This window comes from Kitasatospora sp. NPDC101447, from assembly GCF_044767225.1.
Lineage (GTDB): Bacteria > Actinomycetota > Actinomycetes > Streptomycetales > Streptomycetaceae > Kitasatospora.
In genome coordinates this window covers 80,357-96,605 of record NZ_JBIWNL010000034.1, presented here as the reverse complement: position 1 = coordinate 96,605, position 16,249 = coordinate 80,357, and the positions used below count along the sequence as shown (strand labels likewise).

Genomic DNA, 16,249 nt, shown 5'->3' with positions numbered 1-16,249 from the left:
TGAAATCTGTTCGCTGTCACCGCCCACCGACATCCGCGCCCTGAGCGCCCTGCCGGTCGCCGCCGCCCGTCCTGGTCAGCCGTCCAGCGAGATCGCGTTCTTGGCCCGCTCCACCGACTCCTCGGCGGCCGGACCGCCCGGGTTCTCGGTCGCCAGATCCTGGTTGAGCGCGACGAACGGGCGCAACCGCTCCTCGTACGAGGTGAAGGCGGTGCGGTGGTCGCCGCCGGAGCGGTCGAGGGCGTCGGCCAGGACGTGGGCGCCGACCAGGGCGAGGCTGGTGCCCTGGCCCGACAGCGGGGAGGCGCAGTAGCCCGCGTCCCCGAGGAGGACGACCCGACCCTGCGACCAGCGGTCCATCCGGATCTGCGTCATCGTGTCGCAGTAGAGGTCGGGTGCCTCGGCCAGCGCCTTCAGCAGCCTCGGGGTCTCCCAGCGCAGCGCCGCCATCCGTTCCGCGACGACCGCCCGCTGCGCCTGCGGATCGCGTCGGCCCTCCGGCAGCGGCTCGCCGCCGAAGCCGAAGCTGATCCGCAGCTCGGTGTTGCCGCGCACCGGGTAGATGCCGTAGCCGGCCTCGCCGTCGCGCAGCCACACCTGCCAGTCCTCCAGGTCGAGGAAGTTGTCCGAGCTGAAGATCGCCAGATGCATGCCGAGGTGACGCGCGAACTGCTCCTCGGGCCCGAAGGCCAGTCGTCGGACGGTCGAGTGCAGGCCGTCGGCACCCACGACCAGGTCGAAGCGGCGAGGCTCGGCGTGCTCGAAGGAGACGAGGACGTCGTCCTCGCCCGGTTCGAGCGCGGTCACGCCGTCCCCGAAGACGAACCGGGTGCCTCCGCCTTCCGTGGCCCGATCGTGCAGGATCCGTACGAGGTCGTCGCGCAGCAGCTCAAGGTCGTCGCTGTCGAGCCGCCCGCTGCTGAACGTGCTCTCGGTGGAGCGGTGGAGCTCCCGGCCGTCGCCGTCCAGGACGGACATGCCCCGCATCCGGGTCCGGTGGGCGCGGACCTGCTCCAGCACGCCCAGCCGCTCGACCACCTCCAGTGCGACGCCCCGGACGTCCACGGCCTGCCCGCCGCCGCGCGGCCCGGGGGCGCGCTCCACCACCGTGGGGGCGATGCCCCGGCGACTCAGCAGTGCGGCGAGCGCGGTGCCCGCGATGCCGCCGCCGGAGATGAGCACGGTCTTCATTGGTCGCTCCTCGCTGTCCGTCCACGCGCGGTGCCGCGCGTGGGGTCGTACGCTGTACGCGAGCTGAATGTACGGCGTACGCGCAGCCCGGCCAACTGCTGTTCCGTGCCAACTGATCTAGTGCAGAAGGGCGTTCCTGGGCTGCACTCCTGGTAGCGTCTGCGCTAGTACAGCTCCGGCTGTCGCGGAAAGAGATCCACATCACACGAGGGGCGGTCCCGCATGTCCGGCACACCCGAGTCCGTCCCGCCGTACCGGCGCATCGCCGACGAGATCGCCGGGCGGATCGCCGATGGCACGCTCGCGCCGGGCGAGCGGGTGCCCTCGACGCGGCGGATCGTCCGTGAGTGGAACGTCGCGCTCGCCACGGCCACCAAGGTGCTCACCACGCTGCGGTTGGAGGGGCTGGTCGAGACCCGGCCGCGGGTGGGCACCGTGGTGGCCGCGCCCGCGCCGACCGCACCAGTTGTGCCCGCGCCAGTTGTGCCCGCGCCCGCGGCGGCCGCGCCCGTCAGGCCCGGTGCGCCCGTGCCCGTCACGGCTACCGCGCCCGCCCTGCGGGGTGGGTCACCGGCGGGCTCGGGAGCGTCCGTGGAGCTCAGCGCGGAGCGGATCGTCCGGGCCGCGATGGAGATCGCCGACCGTGAGGGGCTCGCCGCACTCTCCATGCGCAGCGTCGCGGCGCGACTCGGCGTCGCCGCGATGTCCCCCTACCGGTACGTCCCGAGCAAGGACGACCTGGTGCTGCTGATGGCGGATGCGGCGTTCGGGGAGGAGTCCTTCCCGGCGGATCCGCCGGGGGAGTGGCGGGCGCGACTGGAGACCGGTGCCCACACGCTGTGGCGGATCTACCGGCGCCACCCGTGGCTCGCCCAGGTCGGCGTACTCACCCGCCCGCTGATGCTGCCCGCCCTGCTGGACCACGCCGAGTGGGCGCTCGCGGCGCTCGACGGCCACGGCCTCGACGCCGCGACCGTGCTCGACCTGCACGTCCTGCTCTACAGCTACGTCCAGGGGATCGCCGTTCACCTGGAACGGGAGGCCCAGGCCGAGGCCACCACGGGCCTCACCGAGGACCAGTGGATGGACCGTCAGGGCCCGGTCCTGGCGGCGATCGTCACCGGCGAGCATCACCCGGTGTTCGCGCGGATGGTCGGCAGCCTCGGCAACGACTACGACCTGGACCTGGACGCGTTGTTCGCCTTCGGGCTGAAGCCACTGCTGGACGGCGTCGCCGCCATGATCGAGTCGGCCGCGAACGCGCCCACGAGCCAGACCTCGATCGCGACCACGTGAAGCGGGGAGCGGGCGGCGGGAGCGGGCCCGGGGTGGTCTTGCCTCGGGCGGAGTGGCGGAGTAGGAAGGCGGCATGAGCGACAGCACGACGAACGAGCCCACGGCGGTCTGCGAACTCGCCTCCGACGGCGGCAGCACGGAGGCGGCGCTCGGGCACGACCCGGCGGCGTCCGGGCCGCGCGCCGACTGCGTACTGTGCGGCGAACCGACCGAGTTGCCCGCCGATCAGCCGGGCAGCACGCTCTGCCCGGTGTGCGCCTGGCAGCAGGCGCAGCGCATCGCCTGCTCGGGCTGATCCCGTCCGGTCCGAGGCCTGTCCCGAGGCCGGCCCGGTGGCCCGTCCGCGGCCGGGTGCTGGCTCCCCCTACGCGTCCTCCCGTCCGGCCAGGGCCAGCGTCGAGCCGCGCCGCCCCTTGCGGACCAGCAGCTGGGCCGGGACACGGCTGCGCAGGTCGGCGACGTGGCTGACGATGCCGACTGCGCGGTCCCGCTCGCGCAGGCCGTCGAGGACGTCCATCACCTCCTCCAGGGACTGCTCGTCGAGGGTGCCGAAGCCCTCGTCGATGAACAGGGTGTCCAGCGGCATGCCGCCCGCCTCGTCGGTCACCACGTCGGCCAGGCCCAGGGCGAGGGAGAGCGAGGCGAAGAAGCTCTCGCCGCCGGAGAGGGTCGCGGTGTCCCGCTCGGTGCCCGTCCAGGCGTCCACCACCCGCAGGGCCAGACCCGAGCGTTTGGTGCCGGCGCCCCGGCCGTCGTTGTGCACCAGGGTGTAGCGGCCGCCGGACATCCGGACCAGCCGGTCGCTGGCCGCCGCTGCGACCTGCTCCAGCCGGGCCGCCAGCACGTACGACTCCAGGCGCATCCGCAGCCGGTTCTCGGCGGAGGTGCCGGCGGTCAACGTGGCGAGCCGGTTGATCCGCCCGTACCGGTCCAGGGCCGGCGCCAGCTCGGCGGCGAGCCCGGCCAGCTGCCGGCCGATCGCGGCCAGCGCCTCGCACCGTTCGTGGGCCGCCGCGCGGGCGGCGTGCGCCTGTCCGAGCCGGTCGGTGGCGGCGCGGAGCGCGGCCGCGACGGCGGGCAGGTCGACCGGTGGACGGGCCGCGGCCTCGGCAAGCTCCGGCAGGTCCAGCTCGCGCCGGACGGCGGCGGTCTCCGCCCGGTGCCGCTCCAGCCGGGCCTCCAGCCGCTCGCGTTCGTCCCGCGGCAGCAGCACCGCCAGTGCCGCCCGGGCGTCCGGGAAGCCCGCCGCGGCGGCGGCCCCGCCCAGCTCGCCCTCGGCCTCGTCGAGCCGGGCCGCGGCCTCCGCGCGGGCGCGGGCGGCGGCGGCCGTGGCGGCGACCTGCTCGGTGGTCCGGGTCAGGGCAGCTGCCCGGTCGGCGACGGAGGCCGCCTCGCCGCGCGCGGCCGCCACCCGGGCGGTCAGCGCGTCCCGTTCGGTGTCGAGTTTCAGCAGCCGGTCGGTGAGGACGGCGGCGCGCTCCTTGGCCTCGTGCAGCTCGGCGTCGCGGCGGGCACGGTCCTGGGACAGCCGGGCGATCTCCTGCTCGACCCGGCCGAGGGCCTCCGCCGTGTGCCGCGCCTCGCGGTGCTCGCGCTCCAGCTCGGCGAGGGCCCGTGCGAGCGCGTCCGAGCCCTCCGGCCCGGCCGCTCCCGCGGCGGTCGCCTCACGCACCCGCAGCGCCGTGAGCGCCTGGTCCGCCACCGTCCAGGCCTGCTCGGCGACGGCCTGGGCGCGGCGGGCCCGCTCCTCGTCCTCGGCGGCGACCCGGCTGCCGGGCGCCGTCTCGGCCGGCGCCGGATGTTCGGGAGAGCCGCAGACCCGGCAGGCCTCACCGCTGCGCAGCTGCTCGGCGAGTTCGGCGGCCATGCCCGCCAGCCGCCGGTCCCGCAGGTCCAGGCTGTGCTCACGGGCGTCCAGCGCGGCGGTGCGCAGCTCGACGACCCGCGGCTCGGCCACCGTGATCTCGGCCCGCAGGCCGTCGCGTTCCCGGGCCGCGTCCAGTCGGATCGTCGACTCGGCACGCTGTACGTCCAGTTGCTCGACCCTGGCGGTCGCCTCCCGGGCCCGGGTGTGCTGCTCCTCCAGGCGGCTCAGCTCGCCCTCGAACTCGGCCAGCCAGTCCTCGGCCTCCTCGGCCAGCGCCTCGGCGTCGCTCCGGTCCGCCGTCAACGATCCCTGCTCGCGTACGAGTTCGGCACAGCGCAGTTCGTCCGCCCGGGCCGCCTCCAGCCGGACCACCTCGGCCCGCAGCCGCAGCTCGGCCTCGGCCAGCTCGGCGGCGCCGGCCCCGTCGAGCCGCCGGCCCTCACCGCCGGGCGCGGCGGCCAGCACCTCGCGGTGCCGGAGCTCCGCCGTCTGCGCGCGCCGCAGCGCCTCGGCCGCGCTCTCCCGCAGCCGCAGCGCGGCCTCCACCCCGACGGCCTCCTGCGCCGCGGCCAGCCGCTGCCGGTCCAGCGCCGCTTCGGGCTCGAACCGGGCCAGCCGCCCGGCCAGCTCCCGCGCCTCCCGGTGCCGGCGCTGCCGCCCGGCCAGCTCTTCGGCGGCCTCGCGGTGCCGCTGGGCGGTGCGCTGCGCCGCCCCGGCGCCCGCGAGCGCCGACTCCGCGACGGTGAGCTGTTCGGCCGCGCCGCTGCGCAGGACCGCCGCCCAGCCGAGCACCCCGGCGGTGAGCCCGGTGTCACCGTCCTCGGCCGGGACCCAGCCCTCCGCGGGCTCGGCGCCCGGGCCCGCCGCCTGTTCGGCCTTGCTGGCGAGGTCGCGCAGCCGGCGCCGCCCGGCCTGGACCGCCGCCTCCTGGGCCCGCCGCTGCTCGGCCAGCCAGTCCTCGACGTGCCGGTACCGCTCGGTGTCGAACAGCCGCCGCAGCAGCTTGCCGCGCTCCTCCGAGTCGGCCTTGAGGAAGCGGGCGAAGTCGCCCTGCGGCAGCAGCACCACCTGGCAGAACTGCTCCCGGTTCAGGCCGATCAGCCCGAGGACCTCCTCCCCGACCTCCTGGTGCGACTTGCTGAGCCCCCGCCAGCCCGGAGTGCCGTCGCCCGTGTCGGCGACCCACTCGCGCAGCAGGGTCTGCGCCCGTTCGACGGTGGTGCCGGTGCCGACCTTCTTCGGCCGCTGCTGCTCCGGCAGACGGGTGATCTGCAGGCGCCGACCGCCGAGGGTCAGCTCCAGCTGCACCTCGGTGAGCCGCTTGGGGTCGGCGTGGTCGCTGCGCAGCCGGTTGGCGCGCCGGGCGCCCGGAGTCTCGCCGTACAGCGCGAAGCAGACGGCGTCCAGCACGCTGCTCTTGCCCGCGCCCGTCGCGCCGCGCAGCAGGAACAGCCCGCCGGCGGCGAGCGCGTCGAAGTCGACCGTCTCGGAGCCCGCGAACGGGCCGAAGGCGGTGACGGTGAGCCGGTGCAGCCTCATCGGGGCAGGTCCGCCTTCCGGTCGGTGGTCTGCCGGACGCGCTCGAAGCCCTCGCGCAGCCAGCCCAGCTCGTCCGGCTCCGGCTCGGCCCCGGGGCGGACGTGCCGCAGGAAGCCCTCGGCGATCTCCAGGTCGTCCCGGCCGCTCACCCGCGCCGCGTACGACGGGGAGGCCCCGGCCTCGGCCTCGTCCGGGTCGAAGAGCAGCTGCAGGGTGTGCGGGAAGCGGCGGCGCAGCTTCTCCATCGGCTCGCTCGGGCGGACGGCGTCGGTGAGCGTGGCCTGCACCCAGGACTGCTCGTGCTCGGCGTACTGCTCGCCGGTGAGCAGCGCGTCCAGGCTGTCGCGCAGGGTGGCGAGCCGGCGCGGCTCGGGGCAGGGCACGCGCTCGGCGGCCACCGAGCCGTCGGCCGCGAGGTCGACCAGCCACATGCTCTTTCGCTGGTGCACCTCGGAGAAGGAGTAGGCGAGCGGGGAGCCGCTGTAGCGCAGGTGGGGGGCGAGGGTCTGGCAGCCGTGCAGGTGGCCGAGCGCGACGTAGTGCACTCCCTCGAACACCGAGGCGGGCACCGCGGCCACACCGCCGACCGCGATGTCCCGCTCGCTGTCGCTCGGCGCGCCGCCGGTGACGAACGCGTGCGCGAGCACCACCGCGCGGGTACCGGCCGGGCGCGCCGCCAGATCGGCCCGCACCTCGTCCATGGCGGCCCCGAGCACCGCGGCGTGCCCGCCCTTCGCCAGCCCGAACCGCTCGCGCACCAGCGTGGGCTCCAGGTACGGCAGCCCGTACACGGCCACCGGCCCGTGCTCGTCCGCCAGCACCACGGGCGTGGCACACTCGCCCGGGTCCGTCCGCAGATGGATCCCGGCCCGCCCGATCAGCCCCGCGCCGACGCCCAGGCGACGGGCCGAGTCGTGGTTGCCGCTGATGAACACCGTCGGCACGCCGAGATCCGCCAGGCGGTGCAGCACCTCGTCGAACATCGCGACCGCCTCCAGCCCGGGCAGCGCCCGGTCGTAGACGTCGCCCGCGACCAGCACGGCGTCCACGCCCTCGGCCCGGACCACGTCCACCAGATGGTCCAGGAAGGCCCGTTGGGCGTCGTGCAGGCTCTCCCGGTGGAACGAACGCCCGAGATGCCAGTCGGAGGTATGCAGCAGTCGCATGGTCCCCGACCCTAACCGTCGGCACTGACAATCCCACCCGGATCCGTGGAGGCGTGCGTCTCACGGGCACCGGGGGTCCCGTCCCGCGGGGGTGCGGACGGGTCGGCGCGCTTGTCCCGCCCGCCCCCGTCCTCGCCTGCGCGGGGCCTCCCGGGGTCTCGCAGGGGCCCTCTGTTCGATTACTCGGGGTGATTTGTCAGTGGCTGTGTGTATGTTCCTCGACGTCGGCGGCTCCGTCGTTCGGAGCGGTCGGCGCTGTCGGAGATCGAGCAGGTGAGGAAACAGGAGGAGCCATGGCTGCTGTGCGGGAGTTGCTGCGTGGCGTGGTGGGCGCTGCGGGCGTGCGGACGTCGCGGGGGCGCCGGCGGGTGCTGGTGCTGGCGGGGCGGAAGCCGGGGAGCGGTGCCGGCGGGGCGCCGGGTGGTGGGCCCGGTGGTGGGCCCGGTGGTGGGCCCGGTGGGGCGGCGCCGCCCGGAGGTGGGCGGCCGCCCGGTGGGCGCGCGGGAGGGGGTGGTGCGCGGGCCCGGCGCGGCGGGCGGGCCAGGGGCGCGCCCCCGCAGCCGGTCGCGCTGGCGCTGGCCGTCCGGGCCGGGGACTTCGCCGGGCTCGCGCGGTACGGGCTGTTCGGCGGGCTCGACCACCAGGGCTACCTGCGGCGGGCGGAGGAGCAGCTGACGGCCCTGTACCGGCAGGGTCTGGAGGTGCACCTGAGGGTCCTGGAGGCGGACGACTTCGAGGACTACTGCGAGGCGTTCGGCCTCGACCCCCGGATGCCCACGGCCCGGGTCGCCTACGCGGGCGATCCCGAGCTGGCCGGGGAGCCGTTCGTCTACGCGGGCGAGCGGCTGGCCGAGCTGCTGCCGGTGCTGATGGACGACCACCGGGCGCGGGTGCGGATGTCCGTGGCCTGTCTGGCCCTGCTGGACGCCGTCGGCGACGATCCGGACGGGCAGCGCCGGATGGCGGCGGTGATGAGGTACGTGACGTCGGTGTACCTGGCGCTGGCCGAGGGCGCGGGGGAGGGCTGCCACCTGCTGACGCTGCGCTGCCACGGCCCCGAGGACGGCGAGGAGCTCACCTCGGCGGTGGACGTCTGCGTCGAGGACGGGCAGCTGTACCCCGCCGGGCGGGACGCCGAGGCGTTCTGCGTCACGCTGGCGGCGGGCGTGGCCTCCGGTGGCGAGGGGGCGCTGCTGCTGCACGGCGATCCGTCGGCGGGCAGCCGGGCCGATCCGCCGCCCGGGGGCACGGCCGACCCGCCGACCGGTGGCCCGGCGGGCCCGCCGACGGGTGACGTCGGGGTCCGGCCGCCGGTGCGCGGCTGGGCACTGGCCGACGGGCGGCTGCGGCCGATGACCGCGCACGAGGTGTTCGACGAGCTCGCGGACGACGCCGCCCGCGGGCTGCCCTTCCCGCCGGGCGTGGACCCTCGGCCGGGGTTCCCGCTGCCCGGCTTCCCCGGCCCCCGGGGAGGGGGTGGGCCGCTGGGATGATCAGGGGCGTTCACCGCCTCCGCGTCCACCATGCGGCGCTGGGGACTGTTCATCGACCGCCTGTTCGGGGAAGATTCGGAGAAGATCAACAGCAGGAGCGTGCGGTACCCCACGCCGACGCTCCGGCCGCTCCGCTCCGTACCGCGCCCTGCAGGTCCTCTCCGCGCACCGCCGGTCCGGCGAGCCCGACAGCGAGAGGGGGACGCATGAGCGAGCGGAGCGAGCTCGGCGCCGGAGGATGCGCGCAGCCGCACGCCACCGCCGCCGGCTCCGGTGGTGTCTCCGGCGATGGCTCCGGTGAGCGCAAGGCCTCCGGTGAGGTCAATGCCTCCGGTGAGGTCAGCGCCTTGGGCGGGGGCGTGACCTCGGGCGGAGGCGTGACCCCGGGCAGGGTCGAGGCCTCCACCCGGTGGTCCGACGCCCCCGCCGAGCGCCGCGAGGCGAGAGCATGAGCCCGATCGAGTACAGCGCGGAGATCGCCGAACTGCTCGGGAAGGTCCGGCGTCGCCCCACGGCGGGCTGGCCGTGGCGGCCGGGCGAGCAGGTGCCGGACGGACTGCCGGTCAAGCAGTCCTGGGGGTGGCTGTTCGCCCCGGACGGGCGGGTGCTGACCCTGGTGAACCCCAGGGACGGGATCTGCTCGCTGCCCGGCGGCTCGCTGGAACCGGAGGACGCCGGGGACCCTGCGGCCGCCCTGGCCAGGGAGGCCGCCGAGGAGGCGCAGGCGGTGATCGGCCGGCCGTACTACCTCGGGTACCTCTACGACCGCGTCGGTTCGGCGAACGGCGGGCACGAGTGCGCGCGGGTCCGGATGGCGGCGGCACTGAGGGCGGTCGGTCCGAGTGTCGCCGACCCGGCCTCGGGCCGCCACTACCGGCGGCTGCTGGTCGCGCCCGGGCTCGCCGTCGAGCTGCTGGGCTGGGGCGCGCCCGGGCTGCGCCAGGCCCGGGCGGCGGTCGCCACCGCCGTCCGCTGGCTCGGCGTGCCCGAGGCCGCGAACGAGGCGATCGAGGAACTGCCGGTCGGGGGCTGCACGGTCTCGCCGGGCACCGTGTACCCGGGCGGCGGTCGCTAGACCGTCGTGCCCGGGGGCCGAGGGCGGTCCGTCGTCCCGTGGCCCGTGTCCGGCGTCCGGTTCTGAAGGCGGCTCACGGCGGTGCTCGTCCGGGGCCCGCTCGCGCTCGTCGGTTCGTCAGCGTGTCAGTTCGTCGGCGTCGGCCCGTCGGCCCGTCGGCTCGTCAGCTTGTCGGCGTCCGCCCGTCCGCTCATCCGTTTGTCCGCTCGCGCCCGCGGCCTTCCCACGCCCGCCGCGGTCCCCGCGCGCCCGTCGGCGCGCTCTCGCCCGGACTGCCGACCGGGTCGAAACTGACTCAACGGTGGTCGGACATCGACTCCAGGTTTACCGCGCACTGAACTTCCGCAAGTTGCCGGTCCACGCGCAAAACGCTACGCGCGTCAAAACGCACCCGCACTGACCAGTGCGAACTCACGGGCTGTTGGCGGCAGTTCACCTCTGAGCTATCAGACGCTCCGTCAATATCCTTGGCATGAGCGCTTCCGGGTTCCCCTACCGCCTGGTATCACTTCTGTGACCCACGCCACGCCCCCACTCTTCACCCCCCCACCCTGGAGGTGTCATGCCCCGCCCTGCCCGTGCCCTGTCCATCGCCGCGATTGCGGCAGGCCTCACCATGACGACGCTCTTCGCCGCCTCGTCCGCCAACGCGGCCGGTGTGAACTACGTGGCCCTCGGCGACTCGTACTCCTCCGGTGTCGGCGCCGGCAGCTACCTGAGCGACAGCGGTAGCTGCAAGCGCAGCACCAACGCGTACGCGTACCTGTGGAAGAACGCGCACGCGCCGTCCTCCTTCAAGTTCGTCGCCTGCTCGGGCGCCAGGACCGGTGACATCCTCAACAGCCAGATCTCGGCCCTGGACGCCGGCACCACACTGGTCAGCATCTCGGTGGGCGGCAACGACGCCGGCTTCGCGGACACCATGCAGACCTGTGTCCTGGGCTCCGACAGCTCCTGCCTCAACGCCGTCAACACGGCCAAGAACTACGCCCTCAACACCCTGCCGGGCCAGCTCGACGCCGTGTACTCCGCGATCAAGGCCAAGGCGCCCAACGCCCACGTCGTGGTGATGGGCTACCCGCACATCTACAAGGTCGGCGGCGACTGCGTCTTCGGCATCGGCGACACCAAGCGCGCCGCCATCAACGGCGCCGCCGACACCCTGGACGGCGTCCTCGCCAAGCGCGCCGCCAACGCCGGCTTCGCGTTCGGTGACGTCCGCAACATCTTCACCAACCACGAGATCTGCGGCAGCCTGACCACCTGGCTGAACAGCACCACCCTGCCGATCGACGAGAGCTACCACCCCAAGGCCTCCGGCCAGGCCGGCGGCTACCTGCCGGTCTTCTCGCAGTCGTAACGGCTCGTCGGAAGCCGTTCGACCACCTCAGCGCAGCGGTTGCCGCCGCCCCCTCCGGAGGCATGGGGAGGGGACGGCGGCAGCAGCGCTTCGGTTACCTGTCCGGAGCGCTCCCGGCGCGGGCGGGTCCGGTCGGGGGGAAGGGGATGCCGGCGAGGACCGGCAACAACTCGGCCTCCTCGTAGTCGAGATGAGCCTCCAGCTCGGCCGACATCCGGTCCAGTTCGGTGCGGAGCCGCTCCGGTTCGCTGACCTCGATCCCGGCCAGCAGCGCCACCAGCTCGTCCCTGATCCGTCCGATCGCCCGGTGCTGCTCGTCGAGCCGCGCGAGCACGTCGGCCAGCTCCGGGTGGCTGCGGGCGAGGGCGGGGAAGACCGCGGTGTCCTCACCGGTGTGGTGATGGGTCAGCCCGTCGCAGAACGCCAGGCAGTGCTGCCGCAGCTGCAGCCCGAGGCCCGCCGGTCGGCCGGGAACGTGGGCGTGCGCCTCCTCCCGGACGTGGTGCAGTTGGGCGCGGAGCCAGCCGTGCGCCTCCAGCAGCTTGTCGGCGAGGGTGCGCACGACCGGTGCCTCGCCGGTCGGTGCGGCTCCGGGCCGCTCCCGTTCCAGGATGACGACCGGCAACTCCCGTTCGGTGTAGGCCTGGTAGTCGCCGTACCCCGGCGCCTTCCGGACGACGGCGGCGAACAGCCGCTCCCGCCGGGCGCCCTCGGCGGGCACGGCGACCGCGTCGAAGGTGTCGGTGCCGAGTTCGACCCGGACCACGGGGTGGGTCAGCAGGTTGCGGTACCACTGCGGGTGCTCCGGCGCTCCGGCGGCCGAGGCGACGACCAGGAGCAGCCCCTCCGCCCGGACGTACCCGAGCGGCACGGTGTGCGGCCGCCCGGAGCGGGCCCCGGTGGTGGTCAGCAACAGCAGGTCGCCGCCCTCGAAAGGCCCGCCGACCCGCCCTCCGTTGGCGCGGAACTCTTCGATGACATTCAGATTGAAGGACATTGGCATGCGTGTGTGGTGAAGTCTCCGGAAGTGAAGAGGAGTCGCGGCCACACGCGGTGACAGTCAGGGGCGGCGCATCGCGCACGCGGACACCGCGGGGTGACCGCCCGGCGTCAGATCAGGGAAACGGAGAGCGTGCTCATCGCGCGTCGTCCCTTCGAAAGGGTGCTCGCTCGGCCACCGGCCGGCCCACTGCTCTTTGGCCGGCGCCGCGCTGCACGCCCCCATTAGAGCCACGCCGCGGGCGCACTGTCAATGAACATGATCACCAGTCACTCCATCGAACCGCGCCGCCGCGCCGCCGCGCCGCCGCCCCGCCGCCGCACCGCCCGCGCCGCCCGCGCCGCAGCTCCCCGGTGGGGAAGCGGCGGTGCGGCGGCCGGGGCGGGCCATGGGGGGCGACGGGTCAGCGCAGGTAGTCGACCAGGCCGGCCGGCTTGAGGCCGGCGGAGTCGGCGGCGGCGAGGGCGCGTTGCAGGTCGGTGGCCAGGGTGTCGGTCCAGTGCATGATGATGACGTCTCCCGGCTGGAGCGGGCCCGGGTGCCAGATGTTGGCGGCGCCCCAGCTGAAGTCGGCGTCGGCGGTGAGCACGGTGCGGATGCCGCAGTTGGCGGCGGCCTGCAGGGTGTCGGCGTTCCAGGCGAAGAACGGCGGGCGGAAGACCACCGGCGCGGTGCCGAAGAGGCGGGTCATGGTGTCCCGGGCGTCGCAGATCTCGACCTGCTGCTGGTCCAGGGGGAGCGTGCTGAGGTCGGAGTGGGAGACCGTGTGGTCCTGGACCGAGGAGCCGGCTGCGGCGGTGACCCGCTTGAAGAAGGCCGGGTCGGTGCCGGCCGGCATCGGCAGCGGGAAGGCGGTGATGGGCAGCCGGTGGTCGGCGATGAACTGTTCCGCCTCGGGGGTGCGCTGCCAGCCGTCGTCCACGGTGAAGAAGACGACCTTGTCGCTGGTCGGGACCGAGCTTTCCGCCACCGCCGGGGTAGGCGCGGGCCCGTCCACCCGGACGTCGTCCACCGAGAAGGGGCCCTGCTGGTACCAGCCGTGGACGTACAGCCGGACGCTGCGCGCGGCGGGACCGGTGGTGAACCGCGTGGTCAGCCGCTGCCAGCCGCCGCCGGTGCTCTCCGTCCACGCGGGCGGGAGGTCCCTGCCGGTGCCGGTGACGCCCAGGTGGACGAAGTCGCCGCGGACCCAGGCGGAGGCGGTGTAGGTGGTGTCCGGCCGGACGGCGACGGTCTGGACGCACTCGCCGGTGGAGTCGGCGTCCGCCGGGGTGACGGTCAGCGCGGAGGCGCCGGAGTGCGGGGCGGTGGTGGTGACGGCCGCTTCGGCGGGGCCGCCGGTGCAGTTCCAGCCGGAGATGCTGCCCCAGTCGGCGAGGTTCGGGGCAGGCACCTCGAACCCGGGGTTGGTCGCCAGGTTGACCGTCGCCGCAGTCGCGCCTGCTGCGGCCCGCGCGGCGGGCGCCGTCGCGCCGTCGGCGGACGCCGTCGGCACGACGAAGGCGGTGAGCAGCGCGACGGAGGCGGCGAGTGCGGACAGGCGCGCGGACAGGCGCGCGGACAAGTGCGCAGACAGACGCGCAGAAGGGCGCGTGGACATCGACACGTGAGGACTCCAGCGAGTGGGGGACGCCCGTGGGGAGGGCGTGAGCAAGAGCGGACGTGAGCAAGAGCAGACGTGAGCAGGAGTGAGCGCGAGCAGGAGTGAGCGCGAGCAAGGGGGCGTGCGCAAAGGGGGTGGTGGTACGCCGCACTCGGACCGAAGAGAAACAATGGACTGGACCAATCGGCCCGTCAAGGGAACGGCAGGTGAACCGGTCGGCCACCGAGCCATGACCGCAAGAGACAAGACGAGCCGTCAGAATCCGCCGGAACCCCGCGCAGACACGCCGATCAGGAGAGGTACAGCTCCTCTATGTCCTCCGCGTAGTACTCCGCGATGGCGCCCCTGCGCAGCTTGAGCGAGGGCGTCAGCAGCCCCTGCTCCTGGCTGAACTCGCGTGGCAGCAGCCGGAACGCGCGGATCGACTCGGCCCGCGACACCGCCGTGTTGGCCGCCGCCACCGCGCGCTGGACCTCGATGTGCAGCTCCTCGTCCGCGAGCACCGCCCAGGCGTCCAGCTGCTCCCGTCCGTGGGACTTCAGCCAGTGCGCCAGGGCCGCCGGGTCGAGCGTGATCAGCGCGGCCACGTACGGGCGGTCGTCGCCCACCACCAGGCACTGGGAGACCAGTGGATGTGCCTCGACCCGCTCCTCCAGGCTCGACGGTGCGAGGTTCTTGCCGCTGCTGGTGACGATCAGGTCCTTCTTGCGGCCGGTGATGGTGAGGTAGCCGTCCTCGTCCAGCCGGCCCAGGTCGCCGGTGGCGAACCAGCCGTCGACCAGCGACTCGGCGGTGCACTGCGGGTGGTTGAGGTAGCCGCCGAACACCGATCCGCCGCGCACCCACACCTCGCCGTCGTCGGCGATCGCCACTGTGGCCCCCGGCACCGGCTGCCCGACGGTGCCGAGCTTCTGCCGCCCGGTGGGGTTGGCGGTGATCGCCGCGGAGGTCTCGGTCAGCCCGTACCCCTCGTACAGCTGGAGGCCGGCGCCGGTGAAGAACAGGCCCAGCTCGCGCCGCAGCGAGGAGCCGCCGCACATCACGCTGCGCACCCGGCCGCCGAGTGCCGCGCGCAGTCTGGGGTAGACGGTCCGCTCGTAGGCGAGGTGGCGCAGTCGCAGGGCGGCGCTCGGTCCGGGGCCGCGCCCGAAGGCCTTCTGCTCCCGGGCGGCGGCCCAGTCGACGGCCACCTGCCGGGCCTGTTCGAAGAGTTCGCCGCGCCCGGAGTCCTCGGCGGTGCGCCGTGCCTGCTGGAAGATCTTCTCGAAGACGTACGGGACGGCGTGCAGGAAGGTCGGCCGGAAGGTGTCCAGCGCGGGCAGCAGCGCGTCGGTGGAGACCTCGGGGACGTGGCCGATCCGGAAGCCGCCGCGGAGTGCGGCGATCTGCACGGCCCGCCCGTAGACGTGGGCGAGCGGCAGGAACAGCAGGGTGCCGGGCTGGTTGCCGCCGGTGTCGCGCAGGACGTCCCCCCAGCCGGCGAGCAGAGCGTCGGCTTCGGAGGCCAGGTTGGCGTGGGTGAGCAGGCAGCCCTTGGGGCGGCCGGTGGTGCCCGAGGTGTAGACGACGGTGGCGATGTTCTCGCCGGCGACGCCCAGGCGCTGGCGGTGCACCAGGGAGTCAGGCACGCCCCGGCCGTCCTCGGTGATCGCGGCGACGCAGTCGCGGTCCAGCTGCCAGATGCCGGTGAGGTCGGGCAGTGCGTCGCAGACCGCGCCGACGGTCATCGCGGCGTCCTCGTCCTCGACCAGACAGGCCACCGCCTGCGTCTCGGCGAGGATCCAGCGGACCTGCTCGGGGGCGGCGGTGGGGTAGACCGGGACGGTGATGGCGCCGATCGACCAGAGCGCGTAGTCGAAGAGCGTCCACTCGTAGCGGGTGCGGGACATCAGGGCGACCCGGTCGCCGTAGCGCACGCCGTGCGTGAGCAGTCCCTTGGCCAGGGCGAGCACCTGGTCCCGGAACTCCCGGGCGGTGACGTCCTGCCACTGCCCGTCGGCGGCCCGCCAGGACAGTTGGACCAGGTTGGGGGTGCGTTCGGCGGTGTCGTACAGGGAGTCGGCGAGTCCTCCGGCGACCTCGGGTACGGCCGCGGCGGGGGTGGTGAACTCGCGCACGGTCCTCCCCAGTTCGCGTGTCCCGGCGCCTCCTGCCGGCCCGGCCCGCCCGTCCTCCGGTCGCCTGGGCGGCGGCGCCCGGTTGTGCGGGTGGAGCGAAACTATCGGATCGCTCCGTCACTGCCCAGGGTTGCACCGGTGACACGACGAGATCGGCACGGGTCCGCTCGGATGGTGTCGTGATCGGGGAGGCCGGGAGGAGGGACGGAGGAGGGTCGGCGGAGGACTCAGGGAAGATCCAGAAAGGACTCAGGAAGGACTCGGGGAGGAGCCGGCGTGGGCGCGGGGCGGGGGAGCGGCGTGCGGGCCGACCGGAAAAGCCGGACGTCTGCGGATGATCCGGACACGAAGAGGGGGCGATTGGGACCGGTTTTTGACGTGTGCGGGGCAAGGTGGAGAAGTGGAGTGGTTCGCCCCTCGAACGAGTGGTCAGGGCGTAGTAGAGTCGCGCAGACCCGTGGCCGGGAGCCCCTTCCGCACCCTCCTCACCGTTCCCCGTACCGTTCCCCACCGTTTCCCGCCGAGCCGCTCCCCTCCCGCCG

Annotated in this window: 12 protein-coding genes; 6 read left to right on the top strand and 6 right to left on the bottom strand. The window is 74.3% G+C overall.

Going from position 1 to position 16,249, the window contains the following annotated elements:
• Positions 1–75: 75 nt before the first annotated feature.
• Entirely contained in the window at positions 76–1,191 is a 1,116-nt protein-coding gene (locus ACIRST_RS33425; RefSeq protein WP_402807072.1) for an FAD-dependent monooxygenase, read from the bottom strand.
• 222 nt (positions 1,192–1,413) lie between these two features.
• Between ACIRST_RS33425 and ACIRST_RS33420 the strand changes: the two genes are divergently transcribed.
• Both ACIRST_RS33420 and ACIRST_RS33415 read left to right on the top strand, forming a co-directional pair.
• Positions 1,414–2,487 carry a TetR/AcrR family transcriptional regulator C-terminal domain-containing protein gene (locus tag ACIRST_RS33420; protein ID WP_402807070.1) on the top strand — a complete coding sequence of 358 codons (1,074 nt, stop codon included), beginning with the start codon at positions 1,414–1,416 and terminating at the stop codon, positions 2,485–2,487.
• Between the two features lie 73 nt (positions 2,488–2,560).
• Positions 2,561–2,782 (top strand): hypothetical protein, encoded by a 222-nt coding sequence (locus ACIRST_RS33415; protein WP_402807067.1) that lies wholly within the window; start codon positions 2,561–2,563, stop codon positions 2,780–2,782.
• Between the two features lie 69 nt (positions 2,783–2,851).
• Here ACIRST_RS33415 and ACIRST_RS33410 read toward each other — a convergent pair whose 3' ends face one another.
• Both ACIRST_RS33410 and ACIRST_RS33405 read right to left on the bottom strand, forming a co-directional pair.
• Entirely contained in the window at positions 2,852–5,893 is a 3,042-nt protein-coding gene (locus ACIRST_RS33410) for an AAA family ATPase (RefSeq protein ID WP_402807064.1), read from the bottom strand.
• Entirely contained in the window at positions 5,890–7,059 is a 1,170-nt protein-coding gene (locus ACIRST_RS33405; protein WP_350526211.1) for an exonuclease SbcCD subunit D, read from the bottom strand. The genes ACIRST_RS33410 and ACIRST_RS33405 overlap by 4 nt, the downstream gene beginning before the upstream one ends.
• Before the next feature lie 293 nt (positions 7,060–7,352).
• Here ACIRST_RS33405 and ACIRST_RS33400 point away from each other — a divergent pair, with 293 nt between their 5' ends.
• From ACIRST_RS33400 to ACIRST_RS33385, 4 genes are all read left to right on the top strand, one after another.
• Positions 7,353–8,552, top strand: coding sequence for a hypothetical protein (locus ACIRST_RS33400; protein WP_402807062.1), 1,200 nt, complete (start codon positions 7,353–7,355; stop codon positions 8,550–8,552).
• Between the two features lie 206 nt (positions 8,553–8,758).
• Positions 8,759–9,004: a hypothetical protein gene (locus ACIRST_RS33395; RefSeq protein WP_402807059.1), complete on the top strand. Its 246-nt coding sequence runs from the start codon at positions 8,759–8,761 to the stop codon at positions 9,002–9,004.
• On the top strand, positions 9,001–9,627 hold the full coding sequence (locus ACIRST_RS33390) for an NUDIX domain-containing protein (RefSeq protein ID WP_402807057.1): 627 nt from the start codon (positions 9,001–9,003) through the stop codon (positions 9,625–9,627). Before ACIRST_RS33395 ends, ACIRST_RS33390 begins: the two co-directional genes overlap by 4 nt.
• A gap of 562 nt (positions 9,628–10,189) precedes the next feature.
• Entirely contained in the window at positions 10,190–10,987 is a 798-nt protein-coding gene (locus ACIRST_RS33385) for an SGNH/GDSL hydrolase family protein (RefSeq protein ID WP_402807054.1), read from the top strand.
• Between the two features lie 94 nt (positions 10,988–11,081).
• Here ACIRST_RS33385 and ACIRST_RS33380 read toward each other — a convergent pair whose 3' ends face one another.
• From ACIRST_RS33380 to ACIRST_RS33370, 3 genes are all read right to left on the bottom strand, one after another.
• Positions 11,082–11,990, bottom strand: coding sequence for a nitroreductase/quinone reductase family protein (locus tag ACIRST_RS33380; protein WP_402807051.1), 909 nt, complete (start codon positions 11,988–11,990; stop codon positions 11,082–11,084).
• 400 nt (positions 11,991–12,390) lie between these two features.
• On the bottom strand, positions 12,391–13,551 hold the full coding sequence (locus tag ACIRST_RS33375; RefSeq protein WP_402807048.1) for a polysaccharide deacetylase family protein: 1,161 nt from the start codon (positions 13,549–13,551) through the stop codon (positions 12,391–12,393).
• A 329-nt stretch (positions 13,552–13,880) separates the two neighbouring features.
• Entirely contained in the window at positions 13,881–15,707 is a 1,827-nt protein-coding gene (locus tag ACIRST_RS33370) for an AMP-dependent synthetase/ligase (protein WP_350526218.1), read from the bottom strand.
• Positions 15,708–16,249: the final 542 nt, after the last annotated feature.

Excerpts from the sequence above, each read along its gene's own strand:
- ACIRST_RS33425 (WP_402807072.1), bottom strand. The coding sequence starts at position 1,191 with ATGAAGACCGTGCTCATCTCCGGCGGCGGCATCGCGGGCACCGCGCTC.
- ACIRST_RS33420 (WP_402807070.1), top strand. The coding sequence starts at position 1,414 with ATGTCCGGCACACCCGAGTCCGTCCCGCCGTACCGGCGCATCGCCGAC.
- ACIRST_RS33415 (WP_402807067.1), top strand. The coding sequence starts at position 2,561 with ATGAGCGACAGCACGACGAACGAGCCCACGGCGGTCTGCGAACTCGCC.
- ACIRST_RS33410 (WP_402807064.1), bottom strand. The coding sequence starts at position 5,893 with ATGAGGCTGCACCGGCTCACCGTCACCGCCTTCGGCCCGTTCGCGGGC.
- ACIRST_RS33405 (WP_350526211.1), bottom strand. The coding sequence starts at position 7,059 with ATGCGACTGCTGCATACCTCCGACTGGCATCTCGGGCGTTCGTTCCAC.
- ACIRST_RS33400 (WP_402807062.1), top strand. The coding sequence starts at position 7,353 with ATGGCTGCTGTGCGGGAGTTGCTGCGTGGCGTGGTGGGCGCTGCGGGC.
- ACIRST_RS33395 (WP_402807059.1), top strand. The coding sequence starts at position 8,759 with ATGAGCGAGCGGAGCGAGCTCGGCGCCGGAGGATGCGCGCAGCCGCAC.
- ACIRST_RS33390 (WP_402807057.1), top strand. The coding sequence starts at position 9,001 with ATGAGCCCGATCGAGTACAGCGCGGAGATCGCCGAACTGCTCGGGAAG.
- ACIRST_RS33385 (WP_402807054.1), top strand. The coding sequence starts at position 10,190 with ATGCCCCGCCCTGCCCGTGCCCTGTCCATCGCCGCGATTGCGGCAGGC.
- ACIRST_RS33380 (WP_402807051.1), bottom strand. The coding sequence starts at position 11,990 with ATGCCAATGTCCTTCAATCTGAATGTCATCGAAGAGTTCCGCGCCAAC.